This window comes from Rhodococcus sp. 1168 (genome assembly GCF_002091955.1).
Taxonomy (GTDB): domain Bacteria; phylum Actinomycetota; class Actinomycetes; order Mycobacteriales; family Mycobacteriaceae; genus Rhodococcoides.
This window is the reverse complement of the sequence record NZ_MKKY01000070.1, coordinates 140225-154047: the sequence shown is the minus strand read 5'-3', so window position 1 is coordinate 154047 and position 13823 is coordinate 140225. Positions and strand designations below refer to the sequence as shown.

Sequence of the window (13823 nt, the reverse complement as noted above, 5' to 3'; positions counted from 1 at the left end):
ATTCAGCGGGAGGATGCGCTCGAATCGGTCGCGGCCTCGTCCGAGGCGACGGATGAGTCACCCTTCGTCGAACTGACTGCAGAGCAACAGAAGCTGCAGCGAACCCTGCGAACGTATTTCGCCGATCTCGTCAGTGACGAGGACTCCGAAATCATGATGACCGAGCGGCACGGCCCTACGTATCGCGCGATCATCGAACGGATGGGCACCGACGGTTGGCTCGGAGTCGGTTGGCCCAAGGAATTCGGTGGCCACGGGTTCGGTGACGTCGAGCAGTCGATCTTCGTGAACGAGGCTGCGCGCGCTGATATTCCGCTGCCAGCGGTGACCTTGCAAACTGTTGGTCCGACCTTGCAGAAGTACGGAACCGAGGTCCAGAAGGACAAGTTCCTGAAGTCGATCCTCGCCGGCGAGGTCCACTTCGCGATCGGTTACACCGAGCCCGAGGCAGGAACCGACCTCGCTTCGCTGCGGACCACAGCGGTGCGCGACGGCGACGAGTACATCGTCAACGGACAGAAGATTTTCACCACGGGCGGGCACGACGCGGATTACGTCTGGCTCGCTGTGCGCACGGGGCCGGCGGATTCGCGTCACCGCGGTATCTCCATGCTCATCGTCGACACCACCGACCCCGGATACACGTGGACGCCGATCATCACTCTCGACGGCGCACACCACGTCAACGCGACGTATTACAACGATGTGCGGGTTCCCGTCGACATGCTGGTGGGGGAGGAGAACGCCGGCTGGCGTCTGATCACCACCCAGCTCAACCACGAGCGCGTCATGCTCGGACCTGCCGGTAAAATCGACGGACTGTACGTGCACTTGCGCGGATGGGCGCAGAAGCACGGGGTGCTCGACGAGCCCGATGTGCGCCGCACGCTCGGCGAGATCCATGCCACGTTCCGGATCAACGAGCTGCTGAACTGGCAGATCGCCTCGTCCACCGCGGATGCAGTCGACGTCGCCGATGCCTCGGCTACCAAAGTGTTTGCCACCGAACGGATCCAACGCGTCGGGCGGCTTGCCGAGGAGCTGATCGGCCGACACGGAAACCCACTCGATCCCGACACTGCCAAGCTCATGGCCTGGCTGGACAAGCAGGTCAAGCGCAATGTGGTGATCACCTTCGGTGGCGGAGTGAACGAGGTGATGCGGGAGCTGATCGCTACCTCGGGTCTCGGACTACCCAGGGTCGTGCGATGAGCGAGTCGATCGAAGAAGCAGCGGATCGTATTGCTGCAGCGGGTGAATGCGCGCCTCGCGCTGGGCGGGACCCGATCAATCAACCGATGATCAACAATTGGGTCGAAGCCATCGGCGATGCGAACCCCATCTACGTCGATGCCGGCGCCGCGAGAGAGGCCGGGCACAGGGGCGTCGTCGCGCCTCCTGCCATGGCTCAGGTGTGGACGATGGGCGGGTTGCATTACACGCGATCTTCCGACGATCCGCTCGGGCTGATGATGGGCATACTCGACGACGCCGGATTCACCTCTGTCGTGGCGACCAACTGTGACCAGACCTATCACCGCTATCTCACGCTCGGTGAAGAAGTCACTGTCACAACGAAACTCGATAATGTCGTCGGACCCAAGAAGACCGGTCTCGGACTCGGCTGGTTCGTCACCACACGCAACATCTGGTACGTGGGTGACGAGGCCGTCGCAGAGATGGTGTTCAGGGTGCTCAAGTTCGCACCGGAAGCCAAGCCGACGGCGGAGGACACCTCGGAGGCAATTCGTCCGGTCGTATCTCAAGAGACCGAGTTCTTCTGGGAGGGAGCACGAGTAGGCGAACTGAGGATTCAGCGGGTCGAGGACGGCTCGCTGCGGCATCCCCCGATTCCGGCGATCTGGCAGGACAAGGCCGCACCGATCGACTACGTGGTTGCGAGCGGTAAGGGCACGGTGTTCAGCTTCGTCGTCCACCACGCACCCAAAGTGCCCGGGCGGACACTGCCTTTCGTGGTTGCACTGGTCGAACTCGACGAGGGAGTCCGTGTTCTCGGTGAGCTGCGCGGAATCGAGCCCTCCGAGGTCACCGTTGGATTGCCGGTCGAGGTCGAATTCCTCCGCATCGACGAGAACTTCACACTCCCCGCATGGAAGGCGGTTCGATGATTGCAGCGAAGGTAGGTGACGAACTGCCGGAACTCGAAATTTTCGCCGATCCGACATTCGTAGTCTCGACGGCGTTGGCCACCAGAGACTTTCAAGATGTTCACCACGACCGCGACAAGGCGATCGAGCGCGGTTCCAAAGACATCTTCGTCAATATCCTTACCGACACCGGTTTGGTGCAGCGTTTCGTGACCGACTGGGCGGGCCCGACTGCGGTCTTCCGTTCGATCGGTCTGCGGCTGGGGGTTCCCTGGTACGCCTACGACACTTTGACGCTGCGCGGGAAGGTATCTGCCGTCACCGACGGTGAAGTGACGGTCGAGGTGACCGGTTCCGACTCTCTCGGTGACCACATCGTGGCAAAGGTAAAACTGGCATCGTCAGAGCTGACAGGGGGGAGGCCGGCATGAGCGGTTTGTCGGGCAAGGCGGCGATCGTCGGAATCGGCGCCACAGATTTCTCCAAGGACTCAGGGCGAAGCGAACTTCGACTGGCCGCCGAGGCAGTGCAGGCCGCACTGACCGATGCCGGTCTGACGCCCGCCGACGTCGACGGTCTGACCTCGTTCACGATGGACACCAACACCGAGATCGCTGTTGCGCGGGCCGTCGGGATCCCGAACCTGAAGTTCTTCAGCCGAATTCACTACGGCGGCGGCGCAGCCTGTGCCACGGTTCAGCAGGCCGCGATGGCAGTTGCCACCGGAGTCGCTGATGTCGTCGTCGCGTATCGGGCATTCAACGAGCGCTCCGGCTCGCGGTTCGGTCAGGTTGCTCCGCATCTCGCTGCGGCACCGACGTCCTCGGGTGTCGACGCCGGATGGGCGTACCCTCAGGGGCTCGGTACTCCCGCTTCGTTCGTGGCGATGGTCGCGCGTCGGTACATGCATGTCTACGGCGCGACAAGCGAGGACTTCGGCCGAGTTGCCGTCGCCGACCGTAAACATGCGGCGAACAATCCGGCTGCATTCTTCTACGGCAAGCCGATCACGTTGGAAGACCACCAGAATTCACGGTGGATCGCCGAACCGCTGCACCTTCTCGATTGCTGCCAGGAGTCCGACGGCGGAATTGCGATCGTCGTGACTTCGCCGGAGAGGGCGAAGCACCTACCCAATCCGGCCGCCGTCATCACCGCGGCAGCGCAGGGAAGTGGCCCGGACCAATACATCATGACCAGTTACTACCGTGACGCGATGACAGGTCTTCCGGAGATGGGTCTGGTCGGGGATCAATTGTGGGCGCAGTCCGGCCTCACCCCGAAGGACATGCAGACGGCAGTGCTGTACGACCACTTCACTCCGTTCGTATTGATGCAGCTCGAGGAACTCGGGTTCTGCAAGCGCGGCGAGGCTCGCGACTTCATTGCCGACGGTGCCATCGAACTCGGCGGACGGTTGCCCCTGAACACTCACGGTGGTCAGCTCGGTGAGGCGTACATCCACGGGATGAACGGAATTGCGGAGGGCGTCAGACAGATTCGCGGTACCTCGGTCAACCCGGTTCCGGATGTGGAGAACGTGCTCGTCACTGCGGGTACCGGTGTGCCCACCTCTGGGCTCATCCTCTCCCGGAGCCAGTAGCGAAAGTAGTCGGGTACCGCCGTCATGGAAAACTCGACGACATGACTCCTGATGCCGTGACAGATCGCCACCCTCGAGCCCACCGTGCGTGTGGCGAGGGTGGTGATCTGTCTTGACGGACTCCACCGGCGGCGCACATTCGGTTCTGGTCATCATGGGTGTGTCGGGATCGGGCAAGTCCACGGTGGCCGGCGTCCTTGCGCGAGCACTCTCATGGGATTTCCAGGAAGGCGACGACCTGCATCCGGCGTCGAATATCGCGAAGATGGCCTCCAGAGTTCCGCTGACCGACGAGGACCGGCTGCCGTGGCTGCACCGCGCCCCCTGACGCGTCGTCGTCTTCTTGCGTCACCTCCCGAAGAACCGAGACCACAGCATCAGACCGAACATGTCGGAGGCGTACTGCATCATGTGCACTCATGAACAAGGTCCTGCGCGCGACGCTCGTCAGCGCTGTCGTCATCACCACGGTCATCGGCATCGCGTCGTTCGTCTTGAGTTTCGCTGCATTGTGGGATTTGGCGACCATGGCCGGAGTTCCACGCAACCTGTCATGGTTGTGGCCGGTCATCGTCGACGGCACAATCCTGCAGGCCACCATTTCGGTCATTGCGCTTGCTCAATTCGCAGATCAGCGTAGCGGCAGGCGCTTCTTCTGGTGGGTGCTCGTCATCGCAGCCTTGGTCAGTATCGGCGCAAATGCCCTGCACGCCTTCACTTCCAACACTGGAACACTGCATCCCGCGCTGTCCGCTGCAATCGCCACTGTCGCACCGGTGAGCTTGCTCGCTGCCACCCACGGACTGGGCATACTCGTGCGAATCCCGTCGACGCAACCAGGACCGGTGGCGGTCGTGGAGCCCGAAGTGCCCGTGGAGCCCGAAGTGCCCGTGCAACCCGAAGTGCCCGTGCAACCCGAAGTGCCCGTGCAACCCGAAGTGGCCGTGCAACCCGAAGTGGCCGCGGCACGAGACGTCGAGTCGATCGGCCCGTACTCGCCGCCGTCTCCACAGTTTCCGGTCGCCCACGCCACTACGGAAAGAACCGACGCGACGGCCGAACCCCAGCGCAGTGTCGAACCCCAGCGCAGTGTCGAACGCCAGCGCAGTGTCGAACTACGCGGCGTCGAGCTGTTGGACGGCGTCGAACATGTGGGCAGCGCAGAGCCTCTGGACAGCGTCGACAGGTGGATCCTTGACGAGGAGCGCATCGAGGACCTCTACCCGGTCGATGCACCCTGACCGCGTACGGCTCTGTGGCACAGGAGTGACCTCACGGGCACAGGAGTGACCTCACGGTCGTGCAGTGGCACTATCGAGGGATGAGCAAGGTGATACCGCAGGTTCCCCGCCCAGGACAAGAATCGGTGTGGGATTATCCGAGACCACCTCGGTTGGAGCACTCGAATCGATTGATCACGGTCCGCTTCGGTGGGACGCTGATCGCCGAGACACGTGATGCGTGGCGAGTGTTGGAAACCTCGCACCCACCCACCTGGTATATCCCGCGTGATGATGTTGCCGCCGAGGCGCTTTCGCCCTCTGCAACCCGATCGACGCATTGTGAGTGGAAGGGCGCGGCGACGTACTGGACCGTCCACGGTGCCAACTCGGTGAGTGACGGCGCCGCGTGGAGTTACGAGGAGCCGACGGCGTCGTTTCTGCCGATCACCGGGCATCTGGCGTTCTCGCCTTCGCGGTTGGAATGCGAGGTCGACGGCGAACGCGTCACCCCTCAGGAGGGCGGCTTCTACGAAGGCTGGATCACGAGTGAGGTGGTGGGACCGTTCAAAGGGGTCCCCGGTAGCTGGGGTTGGTGATTTTCAGGGTGTGAGAGCTTCGGCGGGGATGATCTGCAGGCTGGATTCGTCACCGGGATTGCTTCCCGTCACCAGCACGTCGCCCGAACGCGTATCGACTGCAACCGAATTGGCTTGCCGAACGGTCGGAAGGTCGACGATCGGTCGCGGAGCCGTCGGGTCTGCGATGTCGACGACGCGGAGGACGTTCGATTCGGTCAACGTGATCAGCAGCAGCTTTCGCTGCGGGTCGTACGCGAGTCCGTAGGGATTGCCGGGTGCTTCGATGCGAGATACTTCGCTGACCTGCGGGTCGACTCGTTCGATGAACACTGCGCCACCGTCGGTGTCGGCGAACGCGGCAAGGTCTCGACCGAGCGCGGTGGCGTGGGTCAATTTGGTTCCGAGTGGTGCTTGTGCGACTAGCTCATGATCGGGGCCACTGTAGATCCACACGCCGTTGCCCTGGACGTCGGCGACCGCAGCGTACTCGCCGACGGCGGCAAGGCCACCGGGTTGTACCGGCCCTGCAGGTAGCGAGGCGCTCACTGCGCCGTCGCGAACGAACACGACGCCGCCGCCCATCTCGTTGGTGACGACGGTGGTCCCGTCGGAGGTGGTGACGGCATCGTGCGGTGCGAGGACCGGTCCAGCAGGTCCGGCGAGGGACAGGTGTCTGGGTGCACCGGTTGTCGGTACGAACGACCGCTCGACGCCGGTGGTCGCATCGACCAACCGAATGCCGTCGGGCTCTCGAACGCCGACGGCGGCAATACCCGAAGTAGTGACGACGATTCCCTCCGGCGCGCCCGCGAGTGGCGTCACCACTCCCACTGGCGTCTGTGCCGAGGGCGCTTCGGCAGGCTCTGCGGCCGGCGTCGTCGTCGTTGCAGGTTTGTCGCTGTCCTCAGCGGCACACCCCGTCACCAGTGCGAGTACGGCAACAGCAACGAGAAGCTGTTTCACGCGCCGCCGAACTTCTCGTAGTGCACTGCCTCTACGAGTGGGCGTCGATGGCGCCATCCGAATCGTTCCAGGTCGGGAGTCTCGGCGAACTCGGTGACCGGGCCGACACACAACCAGGCGATCGGCCGGATCGGGTCCGGGATACTCAGCAACTCCTTCAGGTAGTCCTCTTCGTAGAAGGACACCCACCCGACTCCGATACGTTCCGAGATCGCAGCCAGCCACAGGTTCTGGATGGCAAGGACGGCTGAGAACAATCCGGTGTCCTCGACGCTTGCGCGTCCGAGAATATGTTTTCCTCCGCGGGTCGGGTCATAGGTGACCACGACGCCGGTGCCGCTCGTTTCGATTCCTTCGATGCGAATGGGATCGAAGGTAGCTTGGCGGTCGGGCGGGAGCGAGTCGGCGAACGCGCGTCGCTTCTGCGCCACGTGCGCGGCGAAGGTGGCGAGCGTGTCGGGGTTCTGGATGACCACGAAGTCCCACGGTTGGGTGTTGCCGACACTCGGCGCCTTGTGTGCGGCGCTCAGGATGCGCTGTAGTACCTCGTCGTCGACGGAGCTGCCGTCGAACTCTGCTCGCACGTCACGCCGCATCGAGATGGCCGTGTACACCGACATCGGATTGTCGTCATCGTTCATATGTCTTCGTATATTCCTTCAGTTTGGCGTTCGACTCCGCGACCGAATCGGGAATCCGATGTGCAGGAACGGGGCGTCCCACAAAGTATCCCTGAGCGGTCGTACAGGAGAGCCTACGTAACTCGAGCAGGGTGGCGGCGTCTTCTACGCCCTCGGCCGTGATGGTCAGCCCGAGGGTGCGGGCCAGATCGATCGTGGATCTGACGATGATGCCGTGAGCCTGATCGCGTGCCATGTCACTGACGAAAGTTTTGTCGATCTTCAATTGCTGCACGGGAAGCCGCTGCAGATAGGCGAGTGCGCTGTAACCGGTGCCGTAGTCGTCGATAGCAAGGGTGACTCCGAGCCTGCGGAGGCCCAACAGTGACTCGATGGCGACAGGTGGATCAGCCATCGACGACGTTTCGGTAATCTCGATGGTCAAATTCTCGGGCTCGGCTCCGTTTGCGGCGAGTGAGCGTCGAACCTGCTCGACGAGAGTGCTGTCGAGCAGATTGCGTGTGGAGATGTTGATCGAGACGTTCAGCTCCACCCCTGCCTCGCTCCACTCCTTACGATGGGCCAGTGCCTCGCTCAGGACGAAGTTGGCCAGCGGCCTGATCAGTCCGGTGTGCTCGGCCATCGGAAGGAACCGGTCGGGTTGGATGATGCCTTCGACAGGGTGATTCCAGCGGAGAAGCGCCTCGACCCCGGTGGCCTCCATCGAGTCGAGATTTACTTGAAGTTGGTAGTAGAGCTCGAGTTCGCGGGCATCGATCGCGGTGGTGAGCTCACTGAGCAGATGTAATTGGCGGCTGCTGTCGCGAGCCATCGACGGGTCGTAGCTGGCAATGCGCGGTTGGAGAATCTTGGCCGCTTGCATCGCCAGATTGGATCGGTGGACCAGGTCGTCGGAGCGGGAGTGTTCGATGCTCAGCGCGGCATCGCTCTGGGGGGTGATCCGGTCACTCAGCGCGATACCGATGCTGGCTTCCACGAGAAGAGTCGCGCTTCCCACCTTGATTGGGCGGCACAGCGACGCATGCATGCCGTGTGCCGCGGCCACAGCCTGCGAATGTGTCTCTTCCACGGCGAGTGCCACGGCGAACTCGTCTGCTCCGAGTCGGGCGAGTACTCCATTGCTTCCGACGGCGTCGGCCAGTCGGTCGGCAACTTCGCGGAGGACGTCGTCGCCGACGGAATGTCCGAAAGTGTCGTTGATTTCTTTGAACCGATCGACGTCGAGCAACAGCAAGGCGAGTGGTCCGTCGTGGTCGTGAATCCACACCTCCATACCTCGTCGATTGAGCGTCCCGGTCAAATGATCGGTCTCGGCGGCCGACCGTAGGGTGTCCGTCTGTCGGCCCAGTAGCCGCAGCAGTTCGGTAACTCTGACGAACACCAGGGTGACAAGCGCCGTCGCGCACAGCACGACACCCCAACCCCACTCGATGACGGGTGTCCCGCGGCCGAGAAGAATCGCCATGACTGCACCCGGTGTGATGGCAGCCAGCGTCAGAACGATGGCGGTGGGCGTGCTGAAGGAGGCCGCGAGGTTACTCGACGGGCCCGGTAGCGCGCGCGGTGCTGCCAGGTATTTCATGGACGGGTGAAGCGCAGCGGTTCCGAGCAGAACGTAACAGAGGAGAAATCCGACGTCGGGGATGTTCGGGGTCGTGCTCGTCAACTCGGGAGAGCTGACGTTGACAACGACATCGGTAATGAGCGTCAGCACAACCGCCGCCGTCAATAGTCTGAACGACATACCCTGCCATTGCACAGTGCCGATCAAATGAACCAGTAGGCCGAGCAAGAACACATCCATCGCCGGATACGCGATCGCAGTCAGGCCCGAGCTCGTCGACACATCCACACCATCGACAGGCGTTCCGAACACCCACAGCAGTAGACCGAACGCGATCATGACGATGACGCTGTTGGTCACGTGCCCGAGCTGTCCTTGCCGCCAGCCCCGATGCACCAGGAGGTAGAACCCGCCGGCGAATACTGGATAGCCGAGCAAATACACGACATCGGCAGCCGACGGTGCCGACACGACCTCGCTGACGCGAGCGATCCAGAAGAATGCGACGTCACCTACCACCCATAGTGCCGTCCCGAACCAAATCAACCACCAGGCGATGGGCGAAGCGGGCCGATTCAACCGAATCCCGACAAGTATGGCAATCACCGAAGACAGACCGATTCCGATGAACAACGAATCGGACAGATCACCCGCCGGGCATAAAAAGTATCCGAGGCACCCCAACGCTGCGAAAGCTGGATACAACCACCATCTCACCCGGTGGATCCTTCCGCTGCGTCGTGTCTTCGGTTTCTCATCACTGCCTAACTTCCCACATTTCACGATTCGAATCACTTCGAACGCAGAATGTGGGAAGCCGGAGCAGTGAGACGTTCGACTCAGGGAAGAAGTTGATCGATGAACGAATTCGAGTAGATCCGGTGTGGATCGAGATCGTTGTACGTGGCGCGAGCGGTGTCCCAGTTCTCGCTTACGGGCACTCCCTCACGGTAGGTATCGGGCAGGATGTTCTCGATCACCTTCGCGTCCTTGTACGGAAGTTCGGTGCTGAACGCCCAACCCTTGGACCACTCGGGACGGAATGTCGCCCAGCCGCCGGTGTAATGCGAGCGCATCCACTGTTCCATCTCGCGATAGAAGGCGAACATCCCCGGCGTGCCGGGGACGCCGAGCACGTTGAGCCAGATCGCAGTGTCCCACTCTGGGTGGTCGGGTCGTGGACGCATCGCCGAGATCGTCGGTGGCCCAGCAGAATCGACGAGTAGGTCCGACTCCGCGTCCATGCCGCAGCAACGTATCTCCACTGGACCGTTGATCGGAAACTGGCCGATCGACTGGTAGTGCGACACCCGTTGTTCGAACCAGACGGTGAAGTCGTGGACCACTCGCGCGACGTTGTCGCGGCTTGTGATGACCGCTCCGCCGCCTTCGGTCAGCAGGAGAGTGCTCGGCTTGATGTAGAACTGGACGTCCTTCGACCAACCCCACAGGTCGTTCGACGCAGTTGCCGCCAACCCTGCCACCGTCGTCCCATAGAAGACCTGACCGAAAGCCGGTGCGATGAAGGTGTTTCCAGCCGTCAATTGGCCGATCAGGTCGGAAACCACTTCGGGCAGGTTGTCGGAGAAGATGTAGTTGTACGGTCCGGTCACCTCGCGTGCAGTCAGAGGCTTTTCGGGGCAGATCGACCACACCTTGAGCCACGGCTTTTCGGTGAACGGATACCAGATGGCCTCGACGCGGCCTGTCTGTTGCAGGAAGCTTTCGAACGTACGTCCCGTTGCCCCTGCTGCGCCGAACAGCTCACGCCAATCGATGTCGGTGTAACTCTGGCAGCGCATACGTGGATTGGTGCCCGCCATCAGCGTGACGGAGGTCAGGAAAGCGCGACCCAGATGTGTCAGTAGTGGGGTGATCTCCGGGTCGGATCGATCGAAGGAGCGCAGAGCGTAGGCATTTCCGTCCCAGACGACGGCAGTCAGTGCGGTCACCAGATTGCTCAAGGAGCCGTACGTGGTTCCGGGTACCGGAATTTCACCGGCAGCCGGGATCGCAGCACCGTGCGCATCGACGGCCAGCGACCCTGCGATGGTCAGTACTCCCGGTGCAGGCACGCTGACCCAGCCGAGACCGTTGTTTTCGAGTTGTTGCAGGATCGCTTCCAGGGTCGCGCCGGCGCCGGCGGTCACGGTTGCGGGACGATCCGAATCCGCGGGGTCGACCGCAATCCCGTTCAGATGGACCATGGTGTCGACCAGTACGACCCGGTCGAGGTTCTCACCGTTGACGATCGTCAACGGCGTCCACCCATGCATCGCGCCACGCGGCCTGATGCGATAGGAGTTTTCGTGGGCCCAATTCGCCAGTCGGACTACATCGTCCGGCGTGAGCGGTGAGCACGTCCAGATGGCGTCGAGAATGATCTCCTTCGACCAGTTCTGATAGCGCTGCTGGTACAGCGGAATCCCCGACGGAAAGTTCGGGGGCGCAGGGATGGTGCTCTCAGAGCTGCCGAAAGGCACGGCGCCCGCAGGGGCGGCGCGCATCACGGATGCCACTGCGAGCGCACCGGCGCCCGCGGCAATGAACTGTCGGCGATTCAAATCGGACATTGTGTTGGATACTCCGTCGTCTCGAAGCTACGAAAAAGGGGTTAGCGGGTTGTCAATACGACATCGGCGAGGGCCGGCGCGTCCTCTCGTGCGGGAACGGTGACGCTGATCAAATATCTACCGCCTTCGAGCCAGATACGGCAGGCCAAGGTCTCGCCAGGGTAGACAACGCCTGCGAACCTGGCGTCGAAACTGCCGATTGCGTCCGTGTCACCGTCGAGGACCGTGTCCGTGACGGCCTTGCACACCATCGAGTATGTGCACAGGCCGTGCAGAATCGGGTTGGGAAACCCTGCAGCGGCGGCGAACTCGGGATCGGAGTGCAGTGGATTGCGATCGCCGCACATGCGGTACATCAGTGCCTGTTGCGGCAGAATCGCTATCGAAGTTTCGGCGTCCGGTGCCCGTTCGGGTAGGACGGTCTTGTTGGACGGTCCTCTCTCGCCACCGAAGCCGCCTTCACCGCGGGCGAAGATCGATGACCGCGCCCGCCACAACTCGGTGCCGTCGAGCGTGGTCGTGATCTTCTCCTGGACGATGACCGCGGCGCTGCCCTTGTCCCAGATATCGGTGATGCGAGTGATCGTCCGGGCCTGTCCGGCAGCAGGAATGGGACCGGAGACGGTCACGCCCTGGCTACCGTGCACCACCTTGGCGAGGTCGATGTCGACACCGGGGAACTGCACCCGGGGTGCTTCGACCTCGTGGAAGGTGGCTGCCACAGTCGCGAAGGTCGGGAGTACCTTCGGTTTCGCGTCGTCCAAGTAGCGGAGTTCGCGAGGGTCGGTGGGGGACCCACCGGCCCCGATCGCCAGGTGGAAGGTCTGCACGTCGTTCGCAGTCCACGAAAAGTCTTCCGCCGGTAGCTCGGCACCGATCGCGAGGTCGGGATCGATGCTCACTGTGACGCCCTGCTCGCCATGTCGAGAACGGCCAGGTAGCCGAAGGTCATCGCGGGTCCGATGGTTGCGCCAGGGCCCGCGTAGGTGTGGCCCATCACCGGCGCGCTGGCGTTGCCGATTGCATACAAGCCGTCGATGACGCTTCCGTCCTCGCGCAGTACCCGGGCGTCGGCGTCGGTAACGAGCCCACCCTTGGTGCCCAGATCGCCAGGCACCATCTTCACGGCGTAGTAGGGCGGCTTGTCGATCACGCCGAGACTCGGGTTCGGCTTGTTGGTCTTGTCTCCGTAGTACTTGTCGTAGCCGCTGTCGCCACGACGGAAGTCCTCGTCGACTCCGCTGCGTGCAAATCCGTTGAAGCGCTCCACGGTTGCGGTGAGCTGCTCGACGGGCATACCAGTCTTCTCGGCCAGTTCGGCAACGGTGTCGGCTTTGACCACCACACCGGACTCCAGCCAACGAGAGGGGAACCGCTTCTTCGGGGTCAGCCCGGCGAAGATGTAGCGATCGCGGTAGCGCTGGTCGATGATCATCCACGTCGGGATGTTCTCGCCGGGACCCTCACCGATGCCGTACTCGCCGCCGTACATCATGTGCACGGCCTCGACGTAAGGTGCCGCCTCGTTGAGGAACCGCTTCCCTGCGGTGTTGACCATGATGCCGCCGGGCAGCGTGCGCTCGGCGATACAGAACCACGGGCCGCCGGTCAGTGGAATCGATGGCCCCCACCAGGCGTCGTCCATGAGATCTACAGCCGCGCCCAGCTTTTGGCCTGCCGTGATGCCGTCGCCGGTGTTTGCCGCAGCGCCGACCGTCCATTCGGTCCCAATCGGCTGACGCTGGTACTTCTCACGCATCTCCGCGTTGTGCTCGAAACCGCCCGACGCCAGCACGACGCCCAGTTTGGCCCTGATGACCGAGCCGGAACCGGCCACGACGACGCCGACGACACGGCCGTCCTCGACGTGGAAGTCCGTCATAGGTGTCTCGAGGAGCACAGGCACGTTGGCGTCGAGGAGGCCGGCACGCAGTCCGGCGGACAGTGCTTGGCCGCGGCCGAGTAGATGCTTGCCGGTGAGCTTGGCGCCCATCCAGCGCATACCGACGCGCATCACACGGGCCAGCCCGCTCGGGTGGCGTCGCAAAAGGTTGATCGCCCGGTAGTCCGCTTGAGTGATCACCACGTTGAGTGGAGCTTTGCCGTAGTCGGGTTCGAGATTGTCGATCTCGGTGCCCAAGCAGGTGGAGTCGAACGGAGTGGGTTCCACCGATCGTCCGCCGACCCGTCCGCCCGGCGCCTCCGGGTAGTAGTCCGAGTATCCCGGGACCCACTGCATTTTCAGCGGTGAGTTCTTCAACACGAAGCTCAGCATCTCGGGCCCGCGCTCGAGATAGGTGTCGATGCGTTCCTTCGACACGACGTCGCCGATGATCGCGTGCAGGTAGTCGCGCGCGGCCTCCGGGGTGTCGTCGACGCCGTCGCGTTCGAGTACTTCGTTGTTCGGGACCCACACACCGCCACCCGACCGGGCGGTGGATCCGCCGAACTTTGCTGCCTTCTCGATGACGACCACGCTGAGTCCCCGATGTGCTGCGGTGAGCGCAGCCGTCATTCCGCCCGCGCCACTACCGACCACGACGATGTCGTATTCCTGCTTGTTCATGTAG

The 13823-nt window shown here is 62.7% G+C and carries 12 protein-coding genes and 1 pseudogene; 7 read left to right on the top strand and 6 right to left on the bottom strand.

Going from position 1 to position 13823, the window contains the following annotated elements; all coding sequences use genetic code 11:
• Window positions 1–72: 72 nt before the first annotated feature.
• From BJI47_RS24685 to BJI47_RS13710, 7 genes and pseudogenes are all read left to right on the top strand, one after another.
• On the top strand, window positions 73–1212 hold the full coding sequence (locus tag BJI47_RS24685) for an acyl-CoA dehydrogenase family protein (RefSeq protein WP_254900596.1): 1140 nt from the start codon (window positions 73–75) through the stop codon (window positions 1210–1212).
• Window positions 1209–2129: a bifunctional MaoC family dehydratase N-terminal/OB-fold nucleic acid binding domain-containing protein gene (locus BJI47_RS13735; protein WP_088944225.1), complete on the top strand. Its 921-nt coding sequence runs from the start codon at window positions 1209–1211 to the stop codon at window positions 2127–2129. Before BJI47_RS24685 ends, BJI47_RS13735 begins: the two co-directional genes overlap by 4 nt.
• Window positions 2126–2539 carry a MaoC family dehydratase gene (locus BJI47_RS13730; protein ID WP_088944278.1) on the top strand — a complete coding sequence of 138 codons (414 nt, stop codon included), beginning with the start codon at window positions 2126–2128 and terminating at the stop codon, window positions 2537–2539. Before BJI47_RS13735 ends, BJI47_RS13730 begins: the two co-directional genes overlap by 4 nt.
• Window positions 2536–3711 carry a lipid-transfer protein gene (locus tag BJI47_RS13725; RefSeq protein ID WP_088944224.1) on the top strand — a complete coding sequence of 392 codons (1176 nt, stop codon included), beginning with the start codon at window positions 2536–2538 and terminating at the stop codon, window positions 3709–3711. The genes BJI47_RS13730 and BJI47_RS13725 overlap by 4 nt, the downstream gene beginning before the upstream one ends.
• Window positions 3712–3865: 154 nt before the next feature.
• Window positions 3866–4024: pseudogene (locus BJI47_RS13720) on the top strand (gluconokinase); the annotation flags it as partial.
• A gap of 106 nt (window positions 4025–4130) precedes the next feature.
• A complete protein-coding gene (locus BJI47_RS13715) occupies window positions 4131–4952 on the top strand; it encodes a DUF2637 domain-containing protein (protein ID WP_088944223.1) in 822 nt (273 codons plus the stop codon).
• An 80-nt stretch (window positions 4953–5032) separates the two neighbouring features.
• Entirely contained in the window at window positions 5033–5530 is a 498-nt protein-coding gene (locus BJI47_RS13710) for a DUF427 domain-containing protein (protein ID WP_088944222.1), read from the top strand.
• A 3-nt stretch (window positions 5531–5533) separates the two neighbouring features.
• Here BJI47_RS13710 and BJI47_RS13705 read toward each other — a convergent pair whose 3' ends face one another.
• From BJI47_RS13705 to kstD, 6 genes are all read right to left on the bottom strand, one after another.
• Window positions 5534–6475, bottom strand: a complete 942-nt coding sequence (locus BJI47_RS13705) for a YncE family protein (protein ID WP_088944221.1) — start codon at window positions 6473–6475, stop codon at window positions 5534–5536.
• Window positions 6472–7116, bottom strand: coding sequence for a 5,6-dimethylbenzimidazole synthase (gene bluB, locus BJI47_RS13700; RefSeq protein ID WP_088944220.1), 645 nt, complete (start codon window positions 7114–7116; stop codon window positions 6472–6474). Before bluB ends, BJI47_RS13705 begins: the two co-directional genes overlap by 4 nt.
• Window positions 7106–9397: a bifunctional diguanylate cyclase/phosphodiesterase gene (locus tag BJI47_RS13695; protein WP_088944219.1), complete on the bottom strand. Its 2292-nt coding sequence runs from the start codon at window positions 9395–9397 to the stop codon at window positions 7106–7108. Before BJI47_RS13695 ends, bluB begins: the two co-directional genes overlap by 11 nt.
• Before the next feature lie 122 nt (window positions 9398–9519).
• Window positions 9520–11253: a cholesterol oxidase substrate-binding domain-containing protein gene (locus BJI47_RS13690; RefSeq protein ID WP_088944218.1), complete on the bottom strand. Its 1734-nt coding sequence runs from the start codon at window positions 11251–11253 to the stop codon at window positions 9520–9522.
• Window positions 11254–11294: 41 nt separating this feature from the next.
• Window positions 11295–12155 carry a MaoC/PaaZ C-terminal domain-containing protein gene (locus tag BJI47_RS13685; protein WP_088944217.1) on the bottom strand — a complete coding sequence of 287 codons (861 nt, stop codon included), beginning with the start codon at window positions 12153–12155 and terminating at the stop codon, window positions 11295–11297.
• Window positions 12152–13819: a 3-oxosteroid 1-dehydrogenase gene (gene kstD, locus BJI47_RS13680; RefSeq protein WP_088944277.1), complete on the bottom strand. Its 1668-nt coding sequence runs from the start codon at window positions 13817–13819 to the stop codon at window positions 12152–12154. The genes BJI47_RS13685 and kstD overlap by 4 nt, the downstream gene beginning before the upstream one ends.
• Window positions 13820–13823: the final 4 nt, after the last annotated feature.

Bases quoted from the DNA above. Each gene is read 5' to 3' on its own strand.
- BJI47_RS13735 (WP_088944225.1), top strand. From the start codon at position 1,209: ATGAGCGAGTCGATCGAAGAAGCAGCGGATCGTATTGCTGCAGCGGGT.
- BJI47_RS13730 (WP_088944278.1), top strand. From the start codon at position 2,126: ATGATTGCAGCGAAGGTAGGTGACGAACTGCCGGAACTCGAAATTTTC.
- BJI47_RS13725 (WP_088944224.1), top strand. From the start codon at position 2,536: ATGAGCGGTTTGTCGGGCAAGGCGGCGATCGTCGGAATCGGCGCCACA.
- BJI47_RS13715 (WP_088944223.1), top strand. From the start codon at position 4,131: ATGAACAAGGTCCTGCGCGCGACGCTCGTCAGCGCTGTCGTCATCACC.
- BJI47_RS13710 (WP_088944222.1), top strand. From the start codon at position 5,033: ATGAGCAAGGTGATACCGCAGGTTCCCCGCCCAGGACAAGAATCGGTG.
- bluB (WP_088944220.1), bottom strand. From the start codon at position 7,116: ATGAACGATGACGACAATCCGATGTCGGTGTACACGGCCATCTCGATG.
- BJI47_RS13690 (WP_088944218.1), bottom strand. From the start codon at position 11,253: ATGTCCGATTTGAATCGCCGACAGTTCATTGCCGCGGGCGCCGGTGCG.
- kstD (WP_088944277.1), bottom strand. From the start codon at position 13,819: ATGAACAAGCAGGAATACGACATCGTCGTGGTCGGTAGTGGCGCGGGC.